The organism is Streptomyces sp. NPDC046379 (assembly GCF_055587785.1).
The window spans coordinates 152,078-178,150 of sequence record NZ_JBVJFP010000014.1 but is presented as its reverse complement, the minus strand read 5'-3'; the positions used below and the strand labels follow the sequence as shown (position 1 = coordinate 178,150).

Genomic DNA, 26,073 nt, shown 5'->3' with positions numbered 1-26,073 from the left:
GCGCCGGCCGCGCATCCCGAAGACGAAAGTTTCCGCTTGTGAGTGAGACAACGCACGACGACGGCACGGTCGCGGTGACCGCGGCCCCGTCACCCGACGAGGGGCTGACCGCGGCGGAGCTGGCCGCCAAGTACGGCCTGACCGTGAGCGGCGCCCGGCCCTCCGTCGTCGAGTACGTCCGCCGGCTCTGGGGCCGCCGGCACTTCATCATCGCCTTCTCCCGGGCGAAGCTGACCGCCCAGTACAGCCAGGCCAAGCTGGGCCAGCTGTGGCAGGTGGTCACGCCGCTGCTGAACGCCGCCGTCTACTTCTTCGTCTTCGGCGTCATCCTGGAGGCGGACCGCGGGATGCCCCGCGAGGTGTACATCCCCTTCCTCGTCACCGGCGTGTTCGTGTTCACCTTCACGCAGAGCTCGGTGATGGCGGGCGTGCGCGCGATCTCCGGCAACCTCGGCCTGGTCCGCGCGCTGCACTTCCCGCGTGCCTCGCTGCCGATCTCCTTCGCGCTCCAGCAGCTCCAGCAACTGCTGTTCTCGATGATCGTGCTGTTCGCCGTGACCTGGGGCTTCGGCAGCTACCCCGATCTGTCCTGGGCCTTGATCGTGCCGGTGCTGGCGCTGCAGTTCCTGTTCAACACCGGGCTGGCCCTGATCATGGCCCGCGCGGGCGCCAAGACCCCGGACCTCGCGCAGCTGATGCCGTTCGTGATGCGCACCTGGATGTACGCCTCCGGCGTGATGTACTCCATCCCGATCATGCTGGCCGACAAGCCGGCCTGGATCGGGAACATCCTCCAGTGGAACCCGGCGGCGATCTACATGGACCTGATGCGCTTCGCCCTGATCGACGGGTACGGCTCCAAGAACCTCCCGGACCACGTCTGGGCCATCGCCGCCGGCTGGGCCGTGCTCTTCGCGGTCGGCGGTTTCGTCTACTTCTGGAAGGCCGAGGAGAGGTACGGCCGTGGCTGACACGACCCCCGGGGCCCCGATCCCCACCGTCATCGCCGACGACCTGCACATCGTCTACCGCGTCAACGGCACCCGCACCGGCAAGGGCAGCGCCACCGCCGCCCTCAGCCGCATCCTGCGGCGCGGTGAGGAACGCGGGGTGCGCCAGGTGCACGCCGTGCGCGGCGTGTCGTTCGTCGCCCACCGCGGCGAGGCCATCGGGCTCATCGGCTCCAACGGCTCCGGCAAGTCGACCCTGCTGCGGGCCATCGCGGGCCTGCTCCCGGCCGAGCGGGGCAAGGTCTACACCAACGGCCAGCCCTCGCTGCTCGGCGTCAACGCTGCCCTGATGAACGACCTGACCGGGGAGCGCAACGTCATATTGGGCGGCCTCGCCATGGGCATGTCCCGCGAGCAGATCAAGGAGCGCTACCAGGAGATCGTCGACTTCTCGGGCATCAACGAGAAGGGCGACTTCATCACCCTGCCGATGCGCACCTACTCCTCCGGCATGGCGGCCCGGCTGCGGTTCTCCATCGCCGCCGCCAAGGACCACGACGTCCTCATGATCGACGAGGCGCTCGCCACCGGCGACCGCAAGTTCCAGAAGCGCTCCGAAGAACGCATCCGCGAGCTGCGCAAGCAGGCGGGCACGGTGTTCCTGGTCAGCCACAACAACAAGTCCATCCGCGACACCTGCGACCGCGTCCTGTGGCTGGAGCGCGGCGAACTGCGCCTGGACGGCCCCACCGACGAGGTCCTCAAGGAGTACGAGAAGTTCACGAGCCGTTAGGGCCCCTTCCCGCCGGAACTCCCGCAGGGCCGTCGCGCCCGCGAAGAGAATGTCAACTGCGGTCGCCCGCAGGACTCTTCACGCCAATCGGTGCTTTCTTGTGATGCCCCGGACACCCCCACGGTCCGGGGCGCGCTGCACAACGTAAGCTGTACCGGTGCCGAATCACGGCAAGTGGGGCGATAACGCGCGACACCCTTCACCGGAGCCGCTGTGGGGAGCGCGGGCGGCGTGTCCGAAATAGTGCGTTTTGAGTCAACAGTGTAGAACGGGAGACATGACGGCTATGGCTACGGAAACTCCCCGGCTCCGAGAGGCATGCGCCGTCCCCGCCCCGGGCAGCAAACGGTGACGCGAACCGCCCAGGCGCGCCCCGGCGACCCGGAGCGCGCCACGCTCGACAAGGCCGCCGCCGAGAACTTCCCGGTGGCCCCGTTCTTCCTGCCCAGGGCCTGGCGCGACGACCTCATGGCCGTCTACGGCTTCGCCCGCCTGGTCGACGACATCGGCGACGGCGACCTGGCCCCCGGCGGCGCCGACGCGCGGCTGCTCGGCGTGTCGCCCGCGGACGCCGAGGACCGGCTGGTCCTGCTGGACGCCTTCGAGGCGGACCTGCGCCGCGTCTTCGACTCCACCCCGCGCCACCCCCTGCTGCGCCGCCTCCAGCCCACGGTCCGCCGCCGCGCGCTGACCCCCGAGCCGTTCCTCGGCCTGATCGCCGCCAACCGCCGCGACCAGCTCGTCGGCCGCTACGAGACCTACGACGACCTCCTCGCGTACTGCGAACTGTCGGCCAACCCGGTCGGCAGGCTCGTCCTCGCCGTCACCGGCACCAGCACCCCCGAGCGGGTCCGCCGCTCGGACGCGGTCTGCACCGCCCTGCAGATCGTGGAGCACCTCCAGGACGTGGCCGAGGACCTCGCCCGCGACCGCGTGTATCTGCCCGCCGAGGACATGAAACGCTTTCACGTGACCGAGGCCGACCTCGCCCGGCCCACCGCCGGCGCGTCGGTGCGCGCGCTCATCGCCTTCGAGGCCCGGCGCGCCCGTGGCCTGCTGGCCGAGGGCGCGCCGCTGGTGGCGAGCGTGAGCGGCCGGCTGCGGCTGCTGCTCGCCGGGTTCGTGGGGGGCGGGCGCGCGGCGCTCGACGCCGTAGCCGCCGCCGGTTTCGACGTGCTGCCCGGCCCGCCCCGGCCCGGCAGGCTCCGGTTGCTGCGCCAGGTGGGCGTGACCCTGCGAGGAGAAAGGTGATCGGGACCGTGGACTTCGCGCCCCAGCCGTCCGCGCCGGTGATCGCCGCCTACGGCTACTGCGAGACCGTCACCGGACAGCAGGCGCGCAACTTCGCCTACGGCATCCGGCTGCTGCCCACGCCCAAGCGGCGCGCGATGTCGGCCCTGTACGCCTTCTCCCGGCGCGTCGACGACATCGGCGACGGCGCGCTCGGCCCGGACGTGAAGACCGCCCGGCTGGAGGAGACCCGCGCCCTGCTCGCCCGGGTCCGCGAGGACGCCGTCGCCGAGGACGACACCGACCCGGTCGGGGTGGCCCTCGCCGACGCCGCCCGGCGCTTCCCCATCCCGCTCGACGGCCTGGACGAGCTGATCGACGGCGTCCTGATGGACGTACGCGGCAAGACCTACGAGACCTGGGACGACCTGAAGGCGTACTGCCGCTGTGTGGCCGGCGCCATCGGCCGGCTCTCGCTCGGCGTGTTCGGCACCGCACCGGGGGCGCGCGGCGTCGAGCGAGCGCCGGAGTACGCCGACACGCTCGGCCTCGCGCTCCAGCTGACCAACATCCTGCGGGACGTCCGCGAGGACGCCGAGGGCGGGCGCGTGTACCTGCCCGCCGACGACCTCGCCAAGTTCGGCTGCTCGGCCGGGTTCGACGGTCCCCACCCGCCGGAGGGCGCCGACTTCGCCGGCCTCGTCCACTTCGAGGTCCGCCGCGCCCGCGCCCTGTTCGCCGAGGGTTACCAGCTCCTGCCCCTGCTCGACCGGCGCAGCGGCGCCTGCGTGGCCGCCATGGCCGGCATCTACCGCCGGCTGCTGGACCGCATCGAGCGCGACCCGCACGCCGTGCTGCGCGGCCGGGTCTCGCTGCCCGGACACGAGAAGGCCTACGTCGCCGTGCGCGGCCTGTCCGGTCTGGACGCCCGGAACCTGAGCCGACGGAGCATCAGGGGGCGCACCTGATGGGCATGATGCTTGCGGGCGCCGTCACCGGAGGGGAGCGCCGGGGGGCCGCGCACCGGACCGTGACGGCCCACCGCGGCCGGCGCCCGGGGGAAGGGGCACGATGAGCGACGCGACACCGTCCGCACGGCCGCCCGCCGGCGGACCCGCACGTTCCGGGGCGGCCCGCGACGCCGTCGTGGTCGGCGGCGGCCTCGCCGGCGTCACCGCGGCGCTCGCCCTCGCCGACGCCGGGGTGCGCGTCACCCTCCTCGAAGGCCGCCCGCGCCTGGGCGGACTGGCCTTCTCCTTCCGCCGCGGCGAGCTGACCGTCGACAACGGACAGCACGTGTACCTGCGCTGCTGCACCGCCTACCGCTGGTTCCTCGACCGGATCGGCGGCACGGACCTGGCCCCGCTGCAGCGCCGCCTCGACGTGCCCGTCGTCGACGTCACCCGGCCCGAGGGACGGCGGCTCGGCCGGCTGCGGCGCGACCCGCTGCCGGTCCCGCTCCACCTCGGGCGCAGCCTGGCGGCGTACCCGCACCTCTCCCTCGCCGACCGCGCCCGCGTCGGCCGGGCCGCGCTCGCCCTCAAGGGCCTCGACCTCGCCGACCCCGCCCTGGACGAGCGGGACTTCGGCGGCTGGCTGGCGGCGCACGGCCAGTCGCCGCGCGCCGTCGCGGCCCTGTGGGACCTGGTCGGCGTGGCCACGCTGAACGCTGTCGCGGGCGACGCCTCGCTGGCGCTCGCCGCGATGGTGTTCAAGACCGGTCTGCTGTCCGAGCCGGGCGCCGCCGACATCGGCTGGGCGAGCGTCCCGCTGGGCGAACTGCACGACGCCCTCGCCCGCCGGGCGCTCGACGCCGCAGGTGTGCGCGTGCGCACCCGCGCCCGTGTCACCTCCGTCTCCCGCGCCGACGACGGCCGCTGGGACGTGCGGACCACCGGCGAGAGCGTCGAGGCGGACGCGGTCGTCCTCGCCGTACCGCAGCGCGAGACGCACGACCTGCTGCCCGACGGCGCCCTCGACCACCCCGGCCGGCTCCTGGAGATCGGGGTCGCGCCGATCCTCAACGTCCACGTCGTCTACGACCGCAAGGTCCTCGCCACGCCCTTCCTCGCCGCGCTCGGCACCCCGGTGCAGTGGGTCTTCGACCGCACCGAGGCCTCCGGACTGCGGGCCGGCCAGTACCTGGCGCTGTCGCAGTCCGCCGCCCACGACGAGATCGACGCGCCCGTGGCCGCGCTGCGCGCACGCTACCTGCCCGAACTGCGGCGTCTGCTCCCGCTCACCCGCGGCGCCGAGGTGAAGGACTTCTTCGTGACCAGGGAGCGCACGGCCACGTTCGCCCCCGCCCCCGGCGTCGGACGGCTCAGGCCCGGCGCCCGCACCAAGGCCCCCGGCCTGTACCTGGCCGGAGCGTGGACCGCCACAGGGTGGCCCGCGACCATGGAAAGTGCGGTCCGCAGCGGTATCGGAGCGGCTGACGCCGCGCTGCGTGCCCTCGGCCGGCCCCGCCCGCGGCACCTCTTCGATGTCGAGGAGGCCGCCTGATGTCCCACCCCCACGGCACGGCGGCGGGCGCCCGCACTTCCGGTACCGCAACAAGAGGAGAGACTGTGCCCACTGTGCCCCCGGCCCCGGAGGCCGCTCGACGGACCACGGTGGACGTGACCGCGCTTCTGGAGCGCGGCCGGACCCTGGCCACCCCGGTGCTCCGGGCGGCCGTCGACCGCCTGGCGCCCCCCATGGACACGGTCGCCGCCTACCACCTGGGCTGGATCGACGCCCTGGGCAACCCCGCCGACGGCGACGGCGGCAAGGCCGTGCGCCCGGCCCTCGCGGTGCTCTCCGCCGAGGTCGCCGGCGCCCCGCCGGAGACCGGCGTGCCCGGCGCGGTCGCCGTAGAGCTGGTGCACAACTTCTCCCTGCTGCACGACGACCTGATGGACGGCGACGAACAGCGCCGCCACCGCGACACCGTCTGGAAGGTGCACGGCCCCGCCCAGGCGATCCTGGTCGGCGACGCCATGTTCGCCCTGGCCAACGAGCTGCTGCTGGAGCTGGGCACCATCGACGCCGGCCGCGCCACCCGCCGGCTCGCCACCGCCACCCGCGCCCTGATCGACGGCCAGGCCCAGGACATCTCCTACGAGCACCGCGACCGCGTCAGCGTCGAGGAGTGCCTGGAGATGGAGGGCAACAAGACCGGCGCCCTGCTGGCCTGCGCCAGCTCCATCGGCGCCGTGCTCGGCGGCGCGGACGACCGTACCGCCGACGCCCTGGAGAAGTACGGCTATCACCTCGGCCTCGCCTTCCAGGCCGTCGACGACCTGCTCGGCATCTGGGGCGACCCGGCGGCCACCGGCAAGCGGACCTGGAGCGACCTGCGCCAGCGCAAGAAGTCCCTGCCGGTCGTCGCCGCGCTCGCCGCGGGCGGCCCCGCCTCCGAGCGGCTCGCCGACCTGCTCGCCGCCGACGCCAAGAGCAGCGAGTTCGAGAACTTCTCCGAGGAGGAGTTCGCCGCCCGCGCCGCCCTCATCGAGGAGGCCGGCGGCCGCGACTGGACCGCCGAGGAAGCACGACGCCAGCACACCATCGCCATCGAAGCCCTCGACGCCGTGGACATGCCCGCCCCGGTCCGGGACCGGTTCGCGGCGCTCGCGGACTTCGTCGTCGTACGAAAGAGATGATCACTATCGGTCGAATAGCCCTCGCGTAGTCGCCGGCCGGCGCAGCGCACCCGTGCGCGGCGCCGGCCGACGGCGGACCCACAGCAGACGCAAGCCTTGCAGGACTGCACGAAGGGGAAGCCATGACAGCGACGACCGACGGAAGCACCGGGGCCACCCTCCCGCCCCGCGCAGCCGCGGCCAGCGAAACCGACGACACCGACATCACCGCCCCCGTCCCCACCGGGGCCGACGAAGCGGCGCGCCGCGCGGTCCGGCGCGCCACCGACCACCTGCTGGCCCGGCAGGACGCCGAGGGCTGGTGGAAGGGCGACCTCGAGACCAACGTCACCATGGACGCAGAGGACCTGCTGCTGCGCGAGTTCCTCGGCATCCGCGACGAGACCGTCACCCGGGCAGCCGCCCTCTTCATCCGAGGCGAACAGCGCGACGACGGCACCTGGGCCACCTTCTACGGCGGGCCCGGTGACCTGTCCGCCACCATCGAGGCGTACGTCGCCCTCCGGCTCGCCGGCGACGAGCCCGACGCCCCCCACATGGCGAAGGCGGCGCGGTGGGTCCGGGCGCAGGGCGGGATCGCCGCCGCCCGTGTCTTCACCCGCATCTGGCTCGCCCTGTTCGGCTGGTGGAAGTGGGAGGACCTGCCCGAACTCCCGCCGGAACTCGTCTACCTGCCCACCTGGCTCCCGCTCAACATCTACGACTTCGGCTGCTGGGCCCGGCAGACCATCGTCCCGCTGACCATCGTCTCCGCCAAACGCCCCGTGCGCCCCGCGCCCTTCCCGCTCGACGAACTGCACGCCGACCCCGCCCGCCCCAACCCGCCCGGGCCGCTCGCCCCGGCGACCACGTGGGACGGCGCCTTCCAGCGGCTGGACCGGGCCCTGCACGGCCTGCGCCGGGTCGTGCCCCGGCGGCTGCGCCGCGCCGCGATGAACACCGCGGCCCGCTGGATCATCGAGCGCCAGGAGAACGACGGCTGCTGGGGCGGCATCCAGCCGCCCGCCGTCTACTCGCTCATCGCTTTGTATCTGCTCGGCTACGACCTCGGGCACCCGGTGATGCGGGCGGGCCTCGCGTCGCTCGACCGGTACGCCGTCTGGCGCGAGGACGGCGCCCGGATGATCGAGGCCTGCCAGTCCCCGGTGTGGGACACCTGCCTGGCCACCATCGCCCTCGCCGACGCCGGGCTGCCCGCCGATCACCCGGCGCTGGTCAGGGCGGCCGACTGGATGCTGGGCGAGCAGGTCGTGCGGCCCGGCGACTGGTCGGTGCGCCGGCCCGGACTGCCGCCCGGCGGCTGGGCGTTCGAGTTCCACAACGACAACTACCCCGACATCGACGACACCGCCGAGGTCGTCCTCGCGCTGCGCCGCGTCCGCCACCACGACCCGGAGCGGGTCGAGAGGGCGATCGGCCGCGGGGTGCGCTGGAACCTCGGCATGCAGTCGAGGAACGGCGCCTGGGGCGCCTTCGACGCCGACAACACCAGCCCCTTCCCCAACCGGCTGCCGTTCTGCGACTTCGGCGAAGTGATCGACCCGCCGTCCGCCGACGTCACCGCGCACGTGGTGGAGATGCTCGCCCACGAGGGCCTCGCCCACGACCCGCGCACCCGGCGCGGCGTTCAGTGGCTGCTCGCCGAACAGGAGCCGGACGGACCGTGGTTCGGCCGCTGGGGCGTCAACTACCTCTACGGCACCGGGTCGGTGGTGCCCGCGCTCACCGCCGCCGGGCTGCCCGCCTCGCACCCGGCGATCCGCCGCGCGGTCTCCTGGCTCCGGCGCGTGCAGAACGACGACGGCGGCTGGGGCGAGGACCTGCGCTCCTACCGCGACTCCCGTCAATGGCGGGGCCGGGGCGCCTCCACCGCCTCGCAGACCGCGTGGGCTCTGCTGGCGCTCCTCTCCGCCGGCGAACGGCACTCCGAGGCCGTCGAACGCGGCGTCGCCTGGCTCGCCGCCACCCAGCGGGAGGACGGCTCCTGGGACGAGCCGTACTTCACCGGCACCGGCTTCCCCTGGGACTTCTCCATCAACTACCACCTCTACCGGCAGGTCTTCCCGCTCACCGCGCTCGGCCGGTACCTGCACGGCGAGCCCCTCGCCCACCGGGCGCAGTCCCGCGAGCAGCCGGCGCGGGCCGAGCGGGGAGCGGTCCTCGCCGAACAGCGCCCGGCCGGCGCGTAGGGGCGGGCGATGAGCACACCGCCCGCCCCGGCGCCGCCGCTGCTGATCGCCTGCGCGCTCGGCATCGAGCGGCTGGCCCTGCGCCTGGGCGAACGCGACGGCACCGGCGGCCCGGTCACCGTGCTGCGCACCGGCATGGGGCCGGAGGCCGCCGAGCGCTCCGTCGCCCGGGCGCTGGCCGGCCCGGGCCTCGCCGGCGCCGCCGTCCTCGCCACCGGCTTCTGCGCCGGGCTCGCGCCCGGCATGCACCCCGGCGACCTCGTGGTCGCCGAGGAGACCAGGGATCCGCGCGGATCCGTGCCGTGCGAGGGAACCGACCTGCTCGTCGAGGAACTCGCCCGTGCCGTGCCCGGCCACGCCGTGCACACCGGCCCGCTCACCGGAACCGACCACGTCGTACGGGGCCCCGAGCGGGCCCGGCTGCGGGACGCCGGCGCCATCGCCGCCGACATGGAGTCGGCGGCGACCCTGCTCACCGCCGCCCGCGCGGGCACGCGCCCGGTTGCCGCCGTCCGGGTGGTGGTCGACGCCCCGGAACACGAACTGGTCCGGATCGGTACCGTGCGCGGTGGAATATCGGCTTTCCGCGTTCTCCGCTCCATTCTTCCCGCATTCCGTGAATGGCACCGTAATGTGCTGCTCCCCAGGAGGTGAGCCAGATGGCCATGCCGCTGCGCCAGTCCGTCAAGGTCGCCGCATACTTGGCTGAACAGAAGCTGCGCCGGCGCGACAAGTTCCCGCTCATCGTGGAGCTGGAGCCGCTCTTCGCCTGCAACCTCAAGTGCGAGGGCTGCGGGAAGATCCAGCATCCGGCCGGGGTGCTCAAGCAGCGCATGCCGGTCGCCCAGGCAGTGGGGGCGGTCCTCGAATCCGGCGCCCCGATGGTGTCCATCGCCGGCGGCGAGCCGCTGATGCACCCTCAGATCGACGAGATCGTGCGCCAGTTGGTGGCCAGACGCAAGTACGTCTTCCTGTGCACCAACGCCATGCTGCTGCGCAAGAAGATGGACGAGTTCACTCCCTCGCCCTATTTCGCGTTCGCCGTGCACATCGACGGGCTGCGCGAACGGCACGACGAGTCGGTCGCCAAGGAGGGCGTCTTCGACGAGGCGGTGGCCGCCATCAAGGAGGCCAAGCGGCGCGGCTTCCGGGTCACCACCAACTCCACCTTCTTCAACACCGACACCCCGCAGACCGTCGTCGAGGTGCTCGACTTCCTCAACGACGACCTCCAGGTCGACGAGATGATGATCTCGCCCGCCTACGCCTACGAGAAGGCCCCCGACCAGGAGCACTTCCTGGGCGTGGAGCAGACCCGGGAACTGTTCCGCAAGGCCTTCTCCGGCGGCAACCGACGCCGCTGGCGGCTCAACCACTCCCCGCTCTTCCTGGACTTCCTCGAGGGCCGCGTCGACTTCCCGTGCACCGCCTGGGCGATCCCGAACTACTCCCTGTTCGGCTGGCAGCGGCCCTGCTATCTGATGAGCGACGGCTACGTGCCGACGTACCGGGAACTGATCGAGGAGACCGACTGGGACAAGTACGGCCGCGGCAAGGACCCGCGCTGCGCCAACTGCATGGCGCACTGCGGCTACGAGCCCACCGCCGTCCTCGCCACCATGGGCTCCCTGAAGGAGTCGCTGCGCGCCCTGCGCGAGACGGTGTCCGGAAACCGGGAGTGACGTCATGACGGCCCGCGCCCCGGGCGCGGGCCGTCGCCGTGAGAGCACCGCGAGAGGAAGACCGGAGAGGACAGGGGGCCCGGGCGTGACGATGCCGGCTCGCCGTCCGGGCGCAGCCGGCCCGGGCCGCGGCCCCGACGACACGGCGTCCAAGGAGACCCACGCATGACGACCGCCGAATCCGCGCCCCAGCCCGCCGAGCCGGCGCCCGGCGCGGAGTTCGACCTCGGCGCGCTGCTCGCCGAGCGCGCCGCCGAACGCTACGAACTGCACGCCCGGCACCTCAACCACCAACTGCCGCGCATGTTGCGCACGATCGGCTTCGACAAGGTCTACGAGCGTGCCGAGGGCGCCTACTTCTGGGACGCCGAGGGCAACGAATACCTCGACATGCTCGCCGGGTTCGGGGTGATGGGCCTCGGCCGTCACCACCCGGTCGTGCGCAGGGCGCTGCACGACGTCCTCGACGCACACCTCGCCGACCTCACCCGCTTCGACTGCCCGCCGCTGCCCGGACTGCTCGCCGAGCGCCTCCTCGCCCACAGCCCCCACCTGGACCGGGTGTTCTTCGGCAACAGCGGCACCGAGGCCGTCGAGACCGCCCTGAAGTTCGCCCGGTACGCCACCGGCCGACCGAGGGTCCTGTACTGCGAGCACGCCTTCCACGGCCTGACCACGGGCTCGCTCTCCGTCAACGGCGAGTCCGGCTTCCGCGACGGCTTCGCCCCGCTGCTGCCCGACACGGCCGTGCCGCTCGGCGACCTCGACGCCCTCGCCCGGGAGCTGAAGCGGGACGACGTGGCCGCCCTGATCGTGGAGCCGATCCAGGGCAAGGGCGTGCACGAGGCTCCGCCCGGCTATCTGCGGGCCGCCCAGGACCTGCTGCGCCGGCACAAGGCGCTGCTCATCGCCGACGAGGTGCAGACCGGCCTCGGCCGGACCGGCGACTTCTACGCCTACCAGCACGAGGACGGCGTCGAACCGGACCTGGTGTGCGTGGCCAAGGCCCTCTCCGGCGGCTATGTGCCGGTCGGCGCCACGCTCGGCCGGGAGTGGATCTTCAAGAAGGTGTACTCGTCCATGGACCGGGTGCTGGTGCACTCGGCCAGCTTCGGCGGGAACGCCCAGGCCATGGCGGCGGGCCTGGCGGTGCTGTCGGTCATGGAGAGCCGGCAGATCGTCGCGGGCGTCCGCGCCACGGGCGAGCTGCTGAAGTCACGGCTGACGGCGCTGATCGACGAGTACGAGCTGCTCGCCGACGTGCGCGGCCGGGGGCTGATGATCGGCATCGAGTTCGGCCGGCCCCGGTCGCTCGCCCTGCGCAGCCGCTGGACGATGCTCCAGGCGGCGCGCAAGGGGCTGTTCGCGCAGATGGTGGTCGTGCCGCTGCTCCAGCGCCACCGCATCCTCACGCAGGTCTCCGGCGATCACCTGGAGGTGATCAAGCTCATCCCGCCGCTGATCATCGGGGAGCGAGAGGTGGACCGGTTCGTGGACGCCTTCACAGAGGTGATGGACGACGCGCACAACGGCAGCGGTCTGATGTGGGAGTTCGGGAAGACGCTGGTGAAGCAGGCGGTCGCCCATCGGTAGACGGGGCTTTTGCCTGGCGGGCAAGAAAATTGCCCCGAGGGCAAAGGTGGGGCTCAATGGGGGCATGAGCCTTCCCGTCCCCGAGCCGGCCGCCGAGGGCCTGGCCGCCGTGGCCCCGCAGCTGCGGGCGCTGCGCCGCCAGGCCTCCCTCACCCTGGAGAGCGCGGCCCGCGCCGCCGGGCTGTCGCCCGCCCATCTCTCCCGGCTGGAGACCGGCCACCGCCAGCCGTCGCTGCCGATGCTGCTGGCGCTCGCCCGTGTCTACGGTACGACGGTCTCCGAGCTGCTCGGCGAGACGGTCGCCGGCCGGGACGCCGTCCTGCGCGGCGCGGACATGGAACCGACGGCGGCGGGCGGCTGGACCTACCGGCAGGCGGGAGCGCCGGGCCGCGGCATGCAGGCACTGCGCGTCCACGTGCCGCACGGGTCCCAGGGCGACATCGTGCGCGTGCACCCCGGCGAGGAGTGGCTGTACGTCCTCCAGGGACGGCTCGGGCTGCGCCTCGGGGACGCCGCGCACCGGCTCGGCCCCGGGGACAGCGCCCACTTCGACTCGCTGACCCCGCACCGCATCACCGCCCTGGACGACGACGGAGTCGACCTCCTGTTCGTCCACACCCTGCTCCAGAGCCCCACGGCCGCGCTGTGCCTCGGCCCCACGACGGGAGAGACCCCATGAGCGACTCCGAGCAGAGGATCCCGAAGGCCATCTGGGTCCGGCTGTTCATCTACATCGTCGCGGGGCACGTGTTCGCCGCGTTCCTCTATCTGCTCTTCGAGGTCGGGGCGAAGTAGCGCCGGGCGGCCGGGCCCGGGTGGCGCCGCCCCGGTCTCAGTCGAGGAGCCGGTCGCGCAGCCGCTCGCGGGTCCGGGGGGCCAGCCCGAGGCCCCGCTCCAGATAGGCGTCGACGCCGCCCCAGGTGTCGTCGATGGTCTCCAGCGCCGCCGTCAGGTATTCGGCGCGCGCCTCGAACAGCGGGTCGAGCAGCTCCATGACCTCCGGCGCGTAGGCGGAGGCGGAGCTGCTACTGCGGCGCACCCTGTAGCGCCGGTGCTTGGCGTTGGACTCCAGGTAGTCGGCGAGGATCGCATCGCGCTCCACCCCCAGGGCGAGCAGCGTCACCGCGATCGACAGCCCGGCGCGGTCCTTGCCGGCGGCGCAGTGCATCAGGGCCGGGACGCTGTCCTCGGCGAGCGCGTGCAGCACCCGTGAGTGCTCGGCCGTCCGGTCCTTGATGATCATGCGGTAGGAGGCGATCATCCGGTTCGCCGCCTTGCCGTCCGCCAGGATCTCCCGCAGCTGCTCCAGATCGCCCTCGCGGACCATTCTCCAGAACTCCGCGCCGTCCGCCGGGTCGCTCAGCGGCAGGTTGACATTGCGCACGCCCGGCAGCTCGACGTCGGGCCCTTCGAGCTTCTGGTCGGCGGCGTTGCGGAAGTCGAAGATCGTGTGCAGCCCCAGCGAGGCGAGGAACGCGGCGTCCTCGGCGGTGGCGTGGGCGAGGTGGCCGCTGCGGAACAGCACGCCGTGCCGCACCCGGCGCCCGTCCACCGTCGGCAGGCCGCCCACGTCACGGAAGTTGCGCACTGCGGCCAGCTCGGGCTCGGTCGACGGCACCTGCTGCGTCACGGGGGCTCCCTCCCATCGCCCCGCCGGCGCGGCTCGTCGACGGGCACGCCTTGACGATACGACATGCGTTTTCCGGGCCGACCGGTTGTCCACAGGCGGTCACCGTTCGTCGCCGGGGTTTTCCACAGGCGTTGCCGGGAGGGGGCGCGGCGCTCGATGATGTTGGGACGTGAGCGGGACTGTCCGAGTCCGTGGGGGAGCGGGATGACGCACATCGACATCGCCGACGACGGCCGCACCTGGCTGCTGTCGGGACCGGCGAGCAGCTACGCCCTGCACCTCACGGACGCCGGCGAGCTGCTGCATCTGCACTGGGGGCCGACCATCGCCCTCGCCGACGCCGAGGCCCTCGCCGCCCGTCCGCTGCCCGACGACTGGCCCTTCGAGTCCCGCCTCGACGGACGCGAGGAGTACCCCGTCGAGGGCGGCGCCCGCTTCGTCCGGCCCGCCCTGTCCGTGCGCACCGACGAGCGGCGCGGGACCGAGTGGAGCTTCGAGGCCTACGAGATCGGCGGCGCCGGGGGCGAGGAGGAGCTGCGGCTCCGGTTCCGGGACGGCGGGCTGGCGGTCACCCTGCACCACCGGATGCGCGGGGACGTCGTGGAGCGCTGGGTCACCCTGGACAACGACGGGCCGGCCGTGGAGCTGCTGCGCGCCGACTCCGCGACCTGGACCCTGCCCGAGCGCGGGGCCTGGCGGCTGAGTCAGCTGCACGGCCGCTGGGCCGCCGAGTCCCGGCTGACGTCCGCGCCCCTGACCTACGGCGAGAAGATGATCGGCAGCCGCCGCGGGCACACCGGGCACCAGCATCTGCCGTGGGTCGCGCTGGACACCGACGCGACCGAGGAGCGCGGTGAGGTGTACGCGTGCGCCCTCGGCTGGTCGGGGTCCTGGCGGATCGCGGTGGCGCAACTGCCGGACGGGCGGGTGCAGATCACCGGCGGCGCCGGGTACGACGACTCGGGGCTGCTGCGGCTGGCGGCGGGGGAGTCCTTCACGACGCCCGTCTTCGCGGGGCTGTGGTCCGACGGCGGCTTCGGCGGGGCCAGCCGCGCCTGGCACGCCTATCAGCGGGCGCATGTCGTCCCGGACGCCGGGCGGGACCGGCCGGTGCTGTTCAACTCCTGGGAGGCGACGGGCTTCGACATCTCCGAGGAGCAGCAGCGGGCCCTCGCGCGCCGGGCGGCGGGGATCGGCGTCGAGCTGTTCGTCGTGGACGACGGCTGGTTCGGGGCGCGCACCGGCGATCACGCCGGGCTCGGCGACTGGACTCCCAACCGGGACCGCTTCCCGGCCGGACTGAAGCCCCTCGCGGACGAGGTGCACGCCCTCGGGATGCAGTTCGGGATCTGGGTCGAGCCCGAGATGGTCAACCCGGACAGCGAGCTGTACCGCGCCCACCCGGACTGGGTGCAGTTCCAACCCGGACGAAACAGGACAGAGTTCCGCAATCAGCTGGTGCTCAACCTTGCGCGCGAGGATGTGCGGGAGTACCTCTGGGAGCAGCTCGACGCGCTGCTGTCCGGCGCCCCCGTCGACTACGTGAAGTGGGACTTCAACCGCTGCTTCACCGACGCGGGCTGGCCCGGCGATCCCTACCCGCAGCGACTGTGGGTGGACCACGTGCGCTCCCTGTACGCGCTGGTGGACCGGCTGCGGGCGGCCCACCCCGGCGTCGCCTTCGAGTCCTGCTCGGGCGGCGGCGGCCGGATCGACCTCGGCATCCTCGCCCGCACCGACCAGGTGTGGACCTCCGACAACACCGACCCGCTCGACCGGCTCGCCATCCAGCACGGCTTCAGCCAGCTCCACCCCGCGCGGGTCATGGCCGCCTGGGTCACCGACAGCCCCAACGCCATGCTCAACGGCCGGGTCAGCTCGCTGCGCTTCCGCTTCGTGAGCGCCATGGCCGGGGTGCTCGGCGTGGGCGGCGACCTCACCCGCTGGAGCGAGGAGGAACTGTCCGAGGCGCGGGAGTGGGTGGCGCTCTACAAGGAGATACGCCCGCTGGTGCAGCGCGGCGACCTGTACCGGCTGCGCCCGCCGGACGGAGGGCTCAGCGCCGTGCAGTACGTGCTCGGCGACGAGACCGTCGTCCTGGCCTGGCTCCAGGCGCAGCGGTTCGGCGAGCCCGTGCCGGCGCTGCGGCTGCGCGGGCTGGATCCGACAGCGTCGTACGAATGCCGCGAAACGGGCGAAATCCATCGCGGTGCCGTGCTGCTGCATCACGGAATGCAGCCGGGGTTGCGGGGGGATTTCGACGCGGCAGTTCTCCGACTCCGTCGCATATGAGCCTTCTGCCCGAATTGGCCTCTTCATTCCAACTCGCTGCGGAATGAGGGGGGCTGGTGAAACGGCGGGTGAGCAGGGTCATAGTGGTGACCGTGCGTCGCCCGTCATGTTCACGTAATCCTCACGTGTCACAAGGGAGTTTGCGGGTAACGGCCGCCCGGCGGTGTACGGAGGGTGACCGGGAAATCCGGCAACCGATCAAGATGGGGGTCTTGATCCGGAACCTCTTGCTTGTCCGTTTGCGTCTCGGTCGCTTACGTTCCAGACCGATCCGGGCGGACGCCTAATCCTGCCGCCGCCCGGTGCCCGCGCAAACCCACCCGTGTACGGCAGGAGCGGGGGACCCACAGGTACGAATGCCTGTTCCGGTCTCCGGAACGGCTTGGGGTTTAGCCGCGTTTCGGCGCGGCCGGACATCTCCAGTCCGCACCCGACAGCTCACCTCGCAGGCGCCGGAGAGGAAATCACCATGCCCGCAAAGGGTAAGCACCGCCGTCCCAAGGCCCAGCGTTTCGCCCGCTCCATAGCCGTCGCCGGCACCGGTGGCGCCGCACTCGCCCTGCCGCTCATGGGGGCCGCCGGCGCCCATGCCGCGACCCCGCAGTCCGCGCCGGACAAGACCGTCCAGTCCGTCACGGCGGAGAAGACGGCCACCGGCAAGAAGGCCGCCGAGAAGAAGTCCGCCGCGAAGAAGTCCGGGGCGACGACGTATTCGGTGAAGGTCGGCGACTACCTGTCGAAGATCGCCGAGGAGCAGAACGTCAGCGGTGGCTGGCAGCGGCTCTACGAGGACAACCGCGAGGCCGTCGGCGACGACCCGTCGCTGATCCACCCGGGCCTCAAGCTCAGCATCGGCAAGAAGGCCGCTACGGCCCAGAAGTCGTCGGCCCCGGCGCCCTCTTCGGCCTCCGCCGAGAAGTCGTCGGCCACCGCCGAGCCGTCGCAGCCGTCCGAGCCGTCGCAGCCGTCCGAGGCGCCCCAGCAGGAGTCCTCCCCGGCGGAGTCGGCCCCGGACGAGTCCTCGGCCCAGGCGTCCACCGGCTCCCAGGCCGCCGACACCGCCCCCGCTTCCGGCGGCTACACCGCCCCGGTGTCCGGCGCGGGCGTCGGCACCGCCTACAGGGTCGCGGGCAGCATGTGGTCCAGCGGCTACCACACCGGCGCCGACTTCGTCGTCCCGACCGGCACCTCCCTGAAGGCCGTGGGCCCGGGCACCGTCGTCTCCGCGGGCTGGGCCGGCGCGTACGGCAACCAGGTCGTCCTCAAGCTCGCCGACGGCTACTACGCCCAGTACGCCCACCTGTCCTCCCTCTCCGTCTCGGCCGGCCAGACCGTGACGGCGGGCCAGCAGGTCGGGCTCTCCGGCTCGACCGGCAACTCCACCGGACCGCACCTGCACTTCGAGATCCGCACCACGCCGAACTACGGCTCCGACGTGGACCCGGTCGCCTACCTGCGGTCGCACGGCGTCTCCATCTGAACCCCCGCTCCCTGACGCACAGCCGCCGAAGGCCGGACCCCGATCACGAGATCCCGGGTCCGGCCTTCGGCGTGCCCGCCCCGACGGGCCGCGGCCCATTCCGCAGTTGACCATTCCTTGGCCAGTGGCTTATCTCACCGTCCGTCAACCCATGCCTACGGTCGCGTAAGTCACATTCCACGAGGAATCATGGTGCGCTGTGGCAGACGATTCGAAGAATGACAGCAGATCAGTGATCGGGTCGTACGTGGCGGTGGGGGACAGCTTCACCGAGGGCGTGGGCGACCCCGGCCCCGACGGGGCGTTCGTCGGCTGGGCCGACCGGTTCGCCGTACTTCTTGCGGACCGCCGGGCCGAGGGCGACTTCGCCTACACCAACCTCGCCGTCCGGGGGAAACTCCTCGACCAGATCGTGGCCGACCAGGTCCCCCGGGCCATGGAACTCGCCCCCGACCTGGTCTCGTTCTGCGCCGGAGGCAACGACATCCTGCGCCCCGGCACCGACCCCGACGAAGTGGCCGAGCGCTTCGAGCGGGCGGTGGCGCGGCTGACCGCCGCCGCGGGCACCGTGATGGTGACGACCGGCTTCGACACCCGGGGCGTGCCCGTGCTCCGGCACCTGCGCGGCAAGATCGCCACCTACAACGGGCATGTCCGGGCCATCGCCGACCGGTACGGCTGCCCGGTGCTCGACCTGTGGTCCCTCAGGTCCATCCAGGACCGCCGGGCCTGGGACCACGACCGGCTGCATCTCTCCTCCGAGGGGCACACCCGGGTGGCGCTGCGCGCCGGACAGGTCCTGGGCCTGCCCGTGCCGGCCGACCCGGAGCAGCCGTGGCCGCCGCTGCCGCCCCGGGGCACGCTGGAGGTCCGGCGCGACGACGTCGACTGGGCGCGCCGGTACCTGGTGCCGTGGATCGGGCGCCGGCTGCGCGGGGAGTCCTCCGGCGACCACGTCACCGCCAAGGGCGCCCTGTCCCCGGACGACATCAGGACGCGGATCACGGCCGTGGCGTGAGTCCCGGGGGGGGGGGGGGGGGGGGGGGGGGGGGTCGGGGGGGGGGGGGGGGGAGGGGGGGGAGGGGGGGGGGAAGGGGAGTTCGACGTCCCCCCCCCCCCCCCCCCCCCCCCCCCCCCCCCCCCCCCCCCCCCCCCCCTCCCCACCCCCCCCCCCCCCCCCCCCCCCCCCCCCGGGACTGCCGGCGGGGCGGCCCATAATGGAGGTCTCGACGACTTCGCTGGAGGCACCGTGGCCGGTCCCCGATCCCTGAACTCCGGGCTCCGCGCGCTGCGGCCCGCGGCCTTCGGCGGGGACCCGAGCGGCGAGCGCATGGCGCGCATCCGCAGATCGCCGCACTTCGCGGACGGCGTCTTCCAGAACCCGGGCGGCCCCGCACGGATCCGGCCGTCGGCCTCCCCGCTGGACTTCGCCAAGCTCCACCTCGACCGGGACAGCCGCGCCCGCCGCTCCCCGCGGCGCGCGATACCCGTGCACCCCACCACCCTCGCCGACCTCGCCGCACCCCCCGCGAGCGGCCTGCGCCTGACCTGGCTCGGCCACTCCGGCGTGCTGGCGGAGATCGACGGCCACCGCGTGCTGTTCGACCCGGTCTGGGGGCAGCGCTGCTCTCCCTTCCCCTTCGCCGGACCCAAGCGTCTGCACCCCGCGCCGCTGCCGATCGAGGCGCTCGGCCCGGTCGACGCCGTCGTCGTCTCGCACGACCACTACGACCACCTGGACATGCCCACGATCAAGGCACTGGCCGGCACGGACACCGTGTTCGCGGTGCCGCTCGGCGTCGGCGCCCACCTGGAGCGCTGGGGCGTGTCCGCCGGCCGGCTGCGCGAGCTGGACTGGCACGAGTCGGCCAGGATCGGCGGCCTCACCCTGACGGCCACCCCGGCCCGCCACTTCTGCGGCCGCGGGCTGCGCAACACCCAGCACACCCTCTGGGCGTCGTGGGTGGCGGCGGGCGACGAGCACCGAGTCTTCCACAGCGGCGACACCGGCTACTTCGAGGGCTTCCGGGACATCGGGGCGTCGTACGGCGCGTTCGACGCGACGATGATCCAGATCGGTGCGTACAGCGAGTACTGGCCCGACATCCACATGACCCCCGAGGAAGGCGTCCGCGCCCACCTGGACCTCCAGGGCGGCGGCCCGGCCGGGGTGCTGCTGCCGATCCACTGGGGCACCTTCAACCTCGCCTTCCACCCGTGGGCCGAACCGGGGGAGTGGACGCTGGCGGCGGCCGGCGCGGTGGGACAGGCGATCGCCGTCCCCGTCCCGGGCCGGCCGTTCGAGCCCGCCGGCGAGCTTCCCACGCATCCCTGGTGGCGGGACGTGGCGCTGCCGCCGAACCGCGAGTGGCCCGTTCCGCGGATCGCGCCGACGGCGGCCCGCGAAGACCGCGACCTCGTGGGCGAGGGCTGAGCCCCCGAGGTCGGGCGCGCCGACCCCGGCGGATCGGTCAGTCGAACAGGTCCAGGAGCCCCACACCGCGGTCGGTGAGGACGAGACGCACCTCCTGGCCGTGCCGCCGCCGCTCCACCAGACCCGCCTTCGCCAGCCGGTCGCCGTGATACGTGACCGTGCTGACCGCCACCCTCGCCTGCCGGGCGATCTCGCTCGTGGACGGCCGCAGCCGGGCCTGGCGCAGAATCGTCGCGCGCACCGGGCCGAACAGCGAGGCGAGCCGGTCGGTGCGGGTGTCCGCCTCGGCCGGCGGCGCGGTCTCGGTGAGCCGGCCGAGTCCCGGCAGCGGGTAGCCGACCCAGGGTGCCCGATCGGCCAATCCGGGTGCTCCAATGGCGTTTTCACGACCCCGTGGGCCCGCAGCCGGCGCACCCGGCAGGTCCCCGTCGCGCCAGGTCCTACAGTGATGCAGGACTTACAGTGACTGGTGCCATACCAGCCGAACAGCGGACTGTGAGGTAGTCGCGAACCATGCCGACCGAAACGTTTGAGTTCCAGGTAGAGGCGCGTCAGCTGCTCCAGCTGATGATCCACTCGGTCTACTCGAACAAGGATGTCTTCCTGCGCGAGCTCGTCTCCAACGCCTCCGACGCGCTGGACAAGCTGCGCCTCGAGAAGCTGCGGGACGACTCGCTCGACGCGGACGTGTCCGACCTGCACATCGAGATCGGCCTCGACAAGGAGGCCCGTACGCTCACCGTGCGGGACAACGGCATCGGGATGTCGTACGACGAGGTCAACCGGCTCATCGGCACCATCGCCAACTCCGGGACGGCCAAGTTCCTCCAGGAACTGCGCGAGTCCCAGGACGGGGCCGGGGCCGACGGGCTCATCGGGCAGTTCGGCGTCGGGTTCTACTCCGGCTTCATGGTGGCGGACGAGGTCACCCTGGTGACCCGGCGCGCCGGGGAGACCCAGGGCACCCGGTGGTCGTCGCGCGGGGAGGGCACGTACACCCTGGAGACCGTCGACGAGGCCCCGCAGGGCACCTCGGTCACCCTGCACCTCAAGCCGGCCGACCCCGAGAACCAGCTGCACGACTACACCTCCCCCTGGAAGATCCGGGAGATCGTCAAGCGGTACTCGGACTTCATCACCTGGCCCGTCCGGCTCGCCCCGCAGGACGGCGAGGGCGGCGCCGGCGGCGAGGACGCCAAGGACGGCGAGGACGCCAAGGGCGAGACGCTGAACTCGATGAAGGCCCTGTGGGCACGCCCGCGCGACGAGGTGTCCGACGACGAGTACCACGAGCTGTACAAGCACATCAGCCATGACTGGCGCGACCCGCTGGAGACCGTCCGCCTTCAGGCCGAGGGCACCTTCGAGTACCAGGCGCTGCTCTTCGTGCCCGCGCACGCCCCGCACGACCTGTTCACCCAGGGCTACCAGCGCGGCGTCCAGCTGTACGTGAAGCGCGTCTTCATCATGGACGACTGCGAGGAACTGCTCCCGCCCTATCTGCGGTTCGTCAAGGGCGTCGTCGACGCGCAGGACCTGTCGCTCAACGTCTCCCGCGAGATCCTCCAGCAGGACCGGCACATCCGCATGATGCAGCGCCGGCTGACCAAGAAGGTGCTCTCCACGGTCAAGGAGATGACGACCGCGGCCCCCGACCGGTACGCCACCTTCTGGCGGGAGTTCGGCGCGGTCGTCAAGGAGGGGCTGGTCACCGACTCCGAGAACCGCGACGCGATCCTCGCCGTCGCCTCCTTCGCGAGCACGCACGACGCCGAGCAGCCGACCACGCTCAAGGACTACGTCGAGCGGATGAAGGACGGCCAGGAGGACATCTACTTCATGACCGGCGAGTCCCGGGCGGCCATCGAGAACTCCCCGCACATGGAGGCCTTCCGCGCCAAGGGCATCGAGGTGCTGCTGCTCACCGACCCGGTCGACGAGGTGTGGACCGACGCGGTGGGTGAGTACGAGGGCAAGCGGCTGCGGTCGGTCGCCAAGGGCGAGATCGACCTCGGCGACGGCGCGGACGACAAGAAGGAGGAGCGGGAGAAGCAGAGCGAGGAGTACGCCGGTCTGCTCGGCTGGATGACCGAGCACCTCGGCGAGGACGTCAAGGAGGTCCGCCTGTCCTCCCGCCTCACCGTCTCGCCCGCCTGCGTCGTCTCCGACGCCCACGACCTCACGCCGGCGCTGGAGAACATGTACCGGGCGATGGGCCAGGAGGTCCCGCGCACCAAGCGCATCCTCGAACTCAACCCCGAACACCAGCTGGTCAAGGCCCTCAACCAGGCCTACACCGAGCGCGAGGACCGCACCGAGCTGACCGAGACCGCCGAACTGCTGCACGCCCTCGCCGTGCTCGCCGAGGGCGGACAGCCCAAGGAGCCCGCACGGTTCGTGAAGCTGGTCGCGGAGCGGCTGGAGCGCACGCTGTAGTCGACGCGCCGCAGGGCTCACCCTCCTCTCCGGGCGGGTGAGCCCTCTCTTTGTGCTCAAACTCCCGTACGAAGCCTCATACCAGAGTGGGACGCTCACCGTAGGTCTTTGGCAACTGCCCACCGCGCGTAATGCGTTGACGACTACCGTGAGTGGCCGCCGGGCGACGCAGGGCTGCGACCACGCGTCCGTCCCGTCGTCCGGCGCGGCGATGCCGCATGCCCCGAACGACGGACCAGTACGAGGACGCCGATGTCTCACCTCCGCGCACCGGCCGCACGCGCAGACCGCCGCGAGGGCGGACGGCACGGCCGGCCGGCCGCCCGCACCGCACCCTCGCCGGCCGAGACCCCCATACGGCCCCAGCTCCTGCGCCTCGCCGTCCTCCCCCCGGTCGCCGTCGCCCTCAGCGCCTGCGCGGCCGTGCTCTTCACCGTCCGCTCCACCGGGGCCCGCACCGGCCCGGCGCTGTGGGGCGTGCTCGCCGGAGCGGGCTGCGTCGCCCTCGCGGGCATCCTGATCGCCGCGGTCGCCGCCGACCGGGCCGTGCGCTCCGTGTACGAGCGCGTCGGCGCGCTGCGCCGCGCGGGCGCACGCCGGGAGGCCGAACTGCGTGCCCTCGTGGAGACGCTGCGGCGCGGCGAGACCCCGCCCCGGCGCAAGACGCGCGGCGGCCCGCCCGAGGACGCCGACGAGTTCGAGCTGCTCGCCGCCGATCTGGCCCGCGTCCACGAGGGGGCCGTCACCGCCGTCGTGCAGGCCGCGCAGCTGTCCAGCCGGGCGGGCAGCGAGCAGAAGCTGGAGGTCTTCCTCAACCTCGCCCGGCGGCTGCAGTCGCTGGTGCACCGCGAGATCGCCATCCTGGACGACCTGGAGCACGAGACCGAGGACCCCGACCTGCTCAAGGGCCTCTTCCACGTCGACCACCTCGCCACCCGCATCCGCCGCCACGCCGAGAACCTCGCCGTGCTCGGCGGCGCCGGCGCCCGCCGGCAGTGGACCAACCCCGTCTCCATGACGGAGGTGCTGCGCTCGGCCATCGCCGAGGTGGAGCAGTACGCCCGGATCAAGCTGGTGCCGCCCGTCGAGGGCGCCCTGCGCGGCCACGCCGTCGCCGACGTCATCCATCTGCTCGCCGAACTCATCGAGAACGCCACGGTGTTCTCCGCCCCGCACACCCAGGTGCTGCTGCGAGCGGGCCTCGTCACCTCCGGGCTCGCCGTCGAGGTCGAGGACCGGGGGCTCGGCATGCCGGCGGACGAGCAGGAGCGCATGAACGACCTGCTCGCGGACCCCGACCAGGTCAACGTGGCGCGGCTGCTCGCGGACGGGCGGATCGGGCTGTTCGTGGTGTCCCAGCTGGCCAAGCGGCACGGGATCACGGTGCGGCTGCAGACCAACATCTACGGCGGTGTGCAGGCCGTTCTGGTGGTACCCCAGGCGCTACTCGGTACGACGGCGGGCGCGGGGCGTCCGCAGGGCGCGACCGGCGACGCGCCGCCCGTCGGATCCCACCGCCGCCCCGGCCCCGTCGCGGACGGCGCGGAACCGGTGCCGCTGCCCGTCCGGGGCGGCCACGACGACCCACCGCACCCGGCACGGCCCCACCACACCCCGGCCGAGCTCCAGCCCCCGGACCAGCCGGGGACCGAGCCCTCGACCCGGTCCGAGCCCCCGACCCGGTCCGAGCCCTCGACCCGGTCCGAGCCCCAGGCCCGTCCCGAGCCCTGGACCCGGGACGAGCCCCCGGCACCGGAAGGCCCGCCCCGGCCGGAACCGGTGGACCAGGCCCGGGCCCAGCCGCATCCGCAGCCCCGGCGCCAGGAGGCCGATGCCCCCGCCCTCGTGGTCCGCGGCACCATCGGCAAGCCCCGGCTGCCCCGTCGGCGTGCCCAGGAGCATCTCGTTCCCCAACTGCGCGGCGGTCCGGCGCCCCGGCAGGACGACGACCAGCCCGCAGGGCACGACCCCGGGCTCATGGCCGCTTTCCAGCGCGGCATCGGTCTCGCCGAAGCCCGGCAGCGGGCGGACGACGGGAGTCCCCCGCCCGCATGACCGCCGCCGCGCCCGCCGCAGCCCCGGCCTCCCTCGCCGCCGCACCTCCCGCCCCAGCGCCCGCACACCCCCGTACCCCAAGGAGTCGAACCCCCATGGCGACCGACGCCCCCACCGGCCATGCATCCGATCTCGACTGGCTGATGAGCGGCCTCGTGCAACGCGTCCCGCACACCACCAGCGCCGTGCTCCTGTCCTGCGACGGGCTGGTGAGGTCGGTGCACGGCCTCGACCCGGACAGCGCCGACCACATGGCCGCCCTGGCCTCCGGGCTGTACTCCCTCGGCCGCAGCGCCGGCGCCCGGTTCGGCGACGGCGGCGAGGTGCGGCAGGTCGTCGTGGAACTCGACTCCACCCTGCTGTTCGTCACCACCGCCGGCTCCGGCACCTGTCTGGCCGTGCTGGCCGGCCGCGAGGCCGACGCCGCGGTGCTCGGCTACGAGATGGCCATGCTGGTCAAGAGCGTCCGCCCGTATCTGGCGACCGCCCCCCGGCAGCCGGTGGCCGCACCCACGGTGACGAGGTCTTGAGCGTGGTGGCGGCCGGCGAGGGGCCCTGGCTCGACGACGCGGCCGGACGGCTGGTCCGCCCCTTCACGGTCAGCGAGGGCCGGACCCGTCCCACCGTCGCGCTCGACCTCATCTCGCAGGTGATGGCGACCGGGGCCACCCCCCTCGGGCACCTCGGCCCGGAGCACGCGCAGGCCCTCGACCTGTGCCTCGCGCCCGTCTCGGTCGCCGAGGTCGCCGCCCACCTGAAGCTGCCCGCGGCGGTCACCAAGGTGCTGCTGGCGGACCTCCTGGACTGGGGGGCGCTCACCACCAAGCCCCCCGTGCACCACCACACCCCCTCCGACCGGGCCCTTCTGGAGGCAGTGCTCGATGGACTACGACGACAGCTCTGACCGTTACGCCCCCGCGTCAGCCCCCGCCCCCGACCTCTTCCCGACCGCGCTCAAGATCCTGGTCGCGGGCGGGTTCGGCGTCGGCAAGACGACGTTCGTCGGCGCGGTCAGCGAGATCGCGCCGCTGAGCACGGAGGAACTGCTCACCACGGCCGGCGCGGCCACCGACAGCCTGGAGGGCGTCGAGAACAAGGTCGAGACGACGGTCGCCATGGACTTCGGCCGGATCACCCTCGACCGGGACCACGTCCTCTACCTGTTCGGGACCCCCGGTCAGGAGCGGTTCTGGTTCATGTGGGACGAGCTGTCCGAGGGCGCGCTCGGCGCGGTGATCCTCGCCGACACCCGCCGCCTGGAGGACTGCTTCGCCGCGGTCGACTTCTTCGAGGAACGCGGGCTCGCCTTCATCGTCGCCGTCAACGAGTTCGACGGCGCCCACCGCTACGACCCCGAGGAGGTGCGCGCCGCCGTCGACCTCCAGCCGGGCATCCCGGTCGTCCGCTGCGACGCCCGGATCTCCGCCTCCGGCGTCGAGACCCTGCTGACCCTGGTCCGGCACCTCATCGCCCACGCCCCCGCCACCCCCGCGCCGACCCACGGCGCCCACCGATGACCTCGGCCCTGTCACCCACCCGAACCACCCCTGCGTCCACGCGAACCGCCCCCGCACCCGCCCGACCGCCCCCGCACTCACCCCGACCACTCCCGCGCCCGCCGCCGACACGCCTCCCGGAGCCGCACATGACGCCTGCGACCCATCC

23 protein-coding genes and 1 riboswitch are annotated in these 26,073 nt (G+C 73.0%); of the genes, 21 read left to right on the top strand and 2 right to left on the bottom strand.

Features of this window, described 5'->3' with window-relative positions:
- Positions 1–38 precede the first annotated feature (38 nt).
- From ACZ6KF_RS24345 to ACZ6KF_RS24290, 12 genes are all read left to right on the top strand, one after another.
- Positions 39–971 carry an ABC transporter permease gene (locus ACZ6KF_RS24345; RefSeq protein WP_356634132.1) on the top strand — a complete coding sequence of 311 codons (933 nt, stop codon included), beginning with the start codon at positions 39–41 and terminating at the stop codon, positions 969–971.
- Entirely contained in the window at positions 964–1,743 is a 780-nt protein-coding gene (locus ACZ6KF_RS24340) for an ABC transporter ATP-binding protein (protein ID WP_356634130.1), read from the top strand. The genes ACZ6KF_RS24345 and ACZ6KF_RS24340 overlap by 8 nt, the downstream gene beginning before the upstream one ends.
- Positions 1,744–2,061: 318 nt before the next feature.
- A complete protein-coding gene (gene hpnC / locus ACZ6KF_RS24335) occupies positions 2,062–2,994 on the top strand; it encodes a squalene synthase HpnC (protein ID WP_469159696.1) in 933 nt (310 codons plus the stop codon).
- On the top strand, positions 2,991–3,941 hold the full coding sequence (gene hpnD, locus ACZ6KF_RS24330) for a presqualene diphosphate synthase HpnD (protein ID WP_356634126.1): 951 nt from the start codon (positions 2,991–2,993) through the stop codon (positions 3,939–3,941). The genes hpnC and hpnD overlap by 4 nt, the downstream gene beginning before the upstream one ends.
- Positions 3,942–4,044: 103 nt before the next feature.
- Complete coding sequence (gene hpnE / locus ACZ6KF_RS24325; protein ID WP_469240313.1) at positions 4,045–5,478, top strand: hydroxysqualene dehydroxylase HpnE; 1,434 nt, start codon at positions 4,045–4,047, stop codon at positions 5,476–5,478.
- 74 nt (positions 5,479–5,552) lie between these two features.
- Entirely contained in the window at positions 5,553–6,617 is a 1,065-nt protein-coding gene (locus tag ACZ6KF_RS24320) for a polyprenyl synthetase family protein (protein ID WP_356634249.1), read from the top strand.
- Positions 6,618–6,739: 122 nt separating this feature from the next.
- Entirely contained in the window at positions 6,740–8,806 is a 2,067-nt protein-coding gene (gene shc, locus ACZ6KF_RS24315; protein ID WP_469240311.1) for a squalene--hopene cyclase, read from the top strand.
- A gap of 9 nt (positions 8,807–8,815) precedes the next feature.
- Positions 8,816–9,460, top strand: a complete 645-nt coding sequence (locus ACZ6KF_RS24310) for a 5'-methylthioadenosine/S-adenosylhomocysteine nucleosidase family protein (RefSeq protein ID WP_469240309.1) — start codon at positions 8,816–8,818, stop codon at positions 9,458–9,460.
- Positions 9,461–9,465: 5 nt separating this feature from the next.
- The gene (gene hpnH / locus ACZ6KF_RS24305; protein WP_356634118.1) at positions 9,466–10,488 is read left to right on the top strand and encodes an adenosyl-hopene transferase HpnH; all 1,023 of its coding nucleotides are present in this window, start codon (positions 9,466–9,468) and stop codon (positions 10,486–10,488) included.
- 165 nt (positions 10,489–10,653) lie between these two features.
- The gene (locus ACZ6KF_RS24300; RefSeq protein WP_469240307.1) at positions 10,654–12,081 is read left to right on the top strand and encodes an aspartate aminotransferase family protein; all 1,428 of its coding nucleotides are present in this window, start codon (positions 10,654–10,656) and stop codon (positions 12,079–12,081) included.
- Positions 12,082–12,145: 64 nt separating this feature from the next.
- Positions 12,146–12,760 (top strand): helix-turn-helix domain-containing protein, encoded by a 615-nt coding sequence (locus tag ACZ6KF_RS24295; protein ID WP_356634114.1) that lies wholly within the window; start codon positions 12,146–12,148, stop codon positions 12,758–12,760.
- Positions 12,757–12,876: a DUF6126 family protein gene (locus ACZ6KF_RS24290; RefSeq protein ID WP_356634112.1), complete on the top strand. Its 120-nt coding sequence runs from the start codon at positions 12,757–12,759 to the stop codon at positions 12,874–12,876. Before ACZ6KF_RS24295 ends, ACZ6KF_RS24290 begins: the two co-directional genes overlap by 4 nt.
- Before the next feature lie 37 nt (positions 12,877–12,913).
- On the opposite strand, the gene ACZ6KF_RS24285 is transcribed toward ACZ6KF_RS24290, so the two are convergent.
- Positions 12,914–13,711, bottom strand: coding sequence for a tyrosine-protein phosphatase (locus ACZ6KF_RS24285; protein ID WP_356634110.1), 798 nt, complete (start codon positions 13,709–13,711; stop codon positions 12,914–12,916).
- Between the two features lie 204 nt (positions 13,712–13,915).
- On the opposite strand from ACZ6KF_RS24285, the gene ACZ6KF_RS24280 reads away from it, so the two are divergent.
- From ACZ6KF_RS24280 to ACZ6KF_RS24265, 4 genes are all read left to right on the top strand, one after another.
- Complete coding sequence (locus ACZ6KF_RS24280; protein WP_469240304.1) at positions 13,916–16,003, top strand: alpha-galactosidase; 2,088 nt, start codon at positions 13,916–13,918, stop codon at positions 16,001–16,003.
- 297 nt (positions 16,004–16,300) lie between these two features.
- Positions 16,301–16,470, top strand: a riboswitch (cyclic di-AMP (ydaO/yuaA leader).
- Between the two features lie 2 nt (positions 16,471–16,472).
- Positions 16,473–17,483 (top strand): M23 family metallopeptidase, encoded by a 1,011-nt coding sequence (locus tag ACZ6KF_RS24275; protein WP_356634106.1) that lies wholly within the window; start codon positions 16,473–16,475, stop codon positions 17,481–17,483.
- A gap of 232 nt (positions 17,484–17,715) precedes the next feature.
- On the top strand, positions 17,716–18,501 hold the full coding sequence (locus ACZ6KF_RS24270) for an SGNH/GDSL hydrolase family protein (RefSeq protein WP_356634247.1): 786 nt from the start codon (positions 17,716–17,718) through the stop codon (positions 18,499–18,501).
- Between the two features lie 231 nt (positions 18,502–18,732).
- A complete protein-coding gene (locus tag ACZ6KF_RS24265; protein WP_469240302.1) occupies positions 18,733–19,917 on the top strand; it encodes an MBL fold metallo-hydrolase in 1,185 nt (394 codons plus the stop codon).
- Between the two features lie 37 nt (positions 19,918–19,954).
- Here ACZ6KF_RS24265 and ACZ6KF_RS24260 read toward each other — a convergent pair whose 3' ends face one another.
- The gene (locus ACZ6KF_RS24260) at positions 19,955–20,278 is read right to left on the bottom strand and encodes an ArsR/SmtB family transcription factor (protein WP_469240285.1); all 324 of its coding nucleotides are present in this window, start codon (positions 20,276–20,278) and stop codon (positions 19,955–19,957) included.
- Positions 20,279–20,430: 152 nt separating this feature from the next.
- Here ACZ6KF_RS24260 and htpG point away from each other — a divergent pair, with 152 nt between their 5' ends.
- The 5 genes from htpG to ACZ6KF_RS24235 all read left to right on the top strand — a co-directional run bounded on the left by htpG (position 20,431) and on the right by ACZ6KF_RS24235 (position 25,925).
- Entirely contained in the window at positions 20,431–22,353 is a 1,923-nt protein-coding gene (htpG, locus tag ACZ6KF_RS24255) for a molecular chaperone HtpG (protein WP_356637343.1), read from the top strand.
- Positions 22,354–22,605: 252 nt separating this feature from the next.
- Positions 22,606–24,408, top strand: coding sequence for a sensor histidine kinase (locus tag ACZ6KF_RS24250; protein ID WP_469240010.1), 1,803 nt, complete (start codon positions 22,606–22,608; stop codon positions 24,406–24,408).
- Between the two features lie 95 nt (positions 24,409–24,503).
- Complete coding sequence (locus ACZ6KF_RS24245) at positions 24,504–24,938, top strand: roadblock/LC7 domain-containing protein (protein ID WP_356637347.1); 435 nt, start codon at positions 24,504–24,506, stop codon at positions 24,936–24,938.
- A 2-nt stretch (positions 24,939–24,940) separates the two neighbouring features.
- On the top strand, positions 24,941–25,312 hold the full coding sequence (locus tag ACZ6KF_RS24240) for a DUF742 domain-containing protein (RefSeq protein ID WP_356637359.1): 372 nt from the start codon (positions 24,941–24,943) through the stop codon (positions 25,310–25,312).
- Positions 25,290–25,925, top strand: coding sequence for a GTP-binding protein (locus ACZ6KF_RS24235; protein WP_469159687.1), 636 nt, complete (start codon positions 25,290–25,292; stop codon positions 25,923–25,925). Before ACZ6KF_RS24240 ends, ACZ6KF_RS24235 begins: the two co-directional genes overlap by 23 nt.
- The last annotated feature ends 148 nt before the right edge of the window (positions 25,926–26,073 follow it).

What these genes read in the sequence shown, in the direction of transcription:
- hpnC (WP_469159696.1), top strand. Translation starts at nt 2,062, where the DNA reads ATGCGCCGTCCCCGCCCCGGGCAGCAAACGGTGACGCGAACCGCCCAG.
- hpnE (WP_469240313.1), top strand. Translation starts at nt 4,045, where the DNA reads ATGAGCGACGCGACACCGTCCGCACGGCCGCCCGCCGGCGGACCCGCA.
- shc (WP_469240311.1), top strand. Translation starts at nt 6,740, where the DNA reads ATGACAGCGACGACCGACGGAAGCACCGGGGCCACCCTCCCGCCCCGC.
- ACZ6KF_RS24310 (WP_469240309.1), top strand. Translation starts at nt 8,816, where the DNA reads ATGAGCACACCGCCCGCCCCGGCGCCGCCGCTGCTGATCGCCTGCGCG.
- hpnH (WP_356634118.1), top strand. Translation starts at nt 9,466, where the DNA reads ATGGCCATGCCGCTGCGCCAGTCCGTCAAGGTCGCCGCATACTTGGCT.
- ACZ6KF_RS24300 (WP_469240307.1), top strand. Translation starts at nt 10,654, where the DNA reads ATGACGACCGCCGAATCCGCGCCCCAGCCCGCCGAGCCGGCGCCCGGC.
- ACZ6KF_RS24295 (WP_356634114.1), top strand. Translation starts at nt 12,146, where the DNA reads ATGAGCCTTCCCGTCCCCGAGCCGGCCGCCGAGGGCCTGGCCGCCGTG.
- ACZ6KF_RS24290 (WP_356634112.1), top strand. Translation starts at nt 12,757, where the DNA reads ATGAGCGACTCCGAGCAGAGGATCCCGAAGGCCATCTGGGTCCGGCTG.
- ACZ6KF_RS24280 (WP_469240304.1), top strand. Translation starts at nt 13,916, where the DNA reads ATGACGCACATCGACATCGCCGACGACGGCCGCACCTGGCTGCTGTCG.
- ACZ6KF_RS24275 (WP_356634106.1), top strand. Translation starts at nt 16,473, where the DNA reads ATGCCCGCAAAGGGTAAGCACCGCCGTCCCAAGGCCCAGCGTTTCGCC.
- htpG (WP_356637343.1), top strand. Translation starts at nt 20,431, where the DNA reads ATGCCGACCGAAACGTTTGAGTTCCAGGTAGAGGCGCGTCAGCTGCTC.
- ACZ6KF_RS24250 (WP_469240010.1), top strand. Translation starts at nt 22,606, where the DNA reads ATGTCTCACCTCCGCGCACCGGCCGCACGCGCAGACCGCCGCGAGGGC.
- ACZ6KF_RS24245 (WP_356637347.1), top strand. Translation starts at nt 24,504, where the DNA reads ATGGCGACCGACGCCCCCACCGGCCATGCATCCGATCTCGACTGGCTG.
- ACZ6KF_RS24235 (WP_469159687.1), top strand. Translation starts at nt 25,290, where the DNA reads ATGGACTACGACGACAGCTCTGACCGTTACGCCCCCGCGTCAGCCCCC.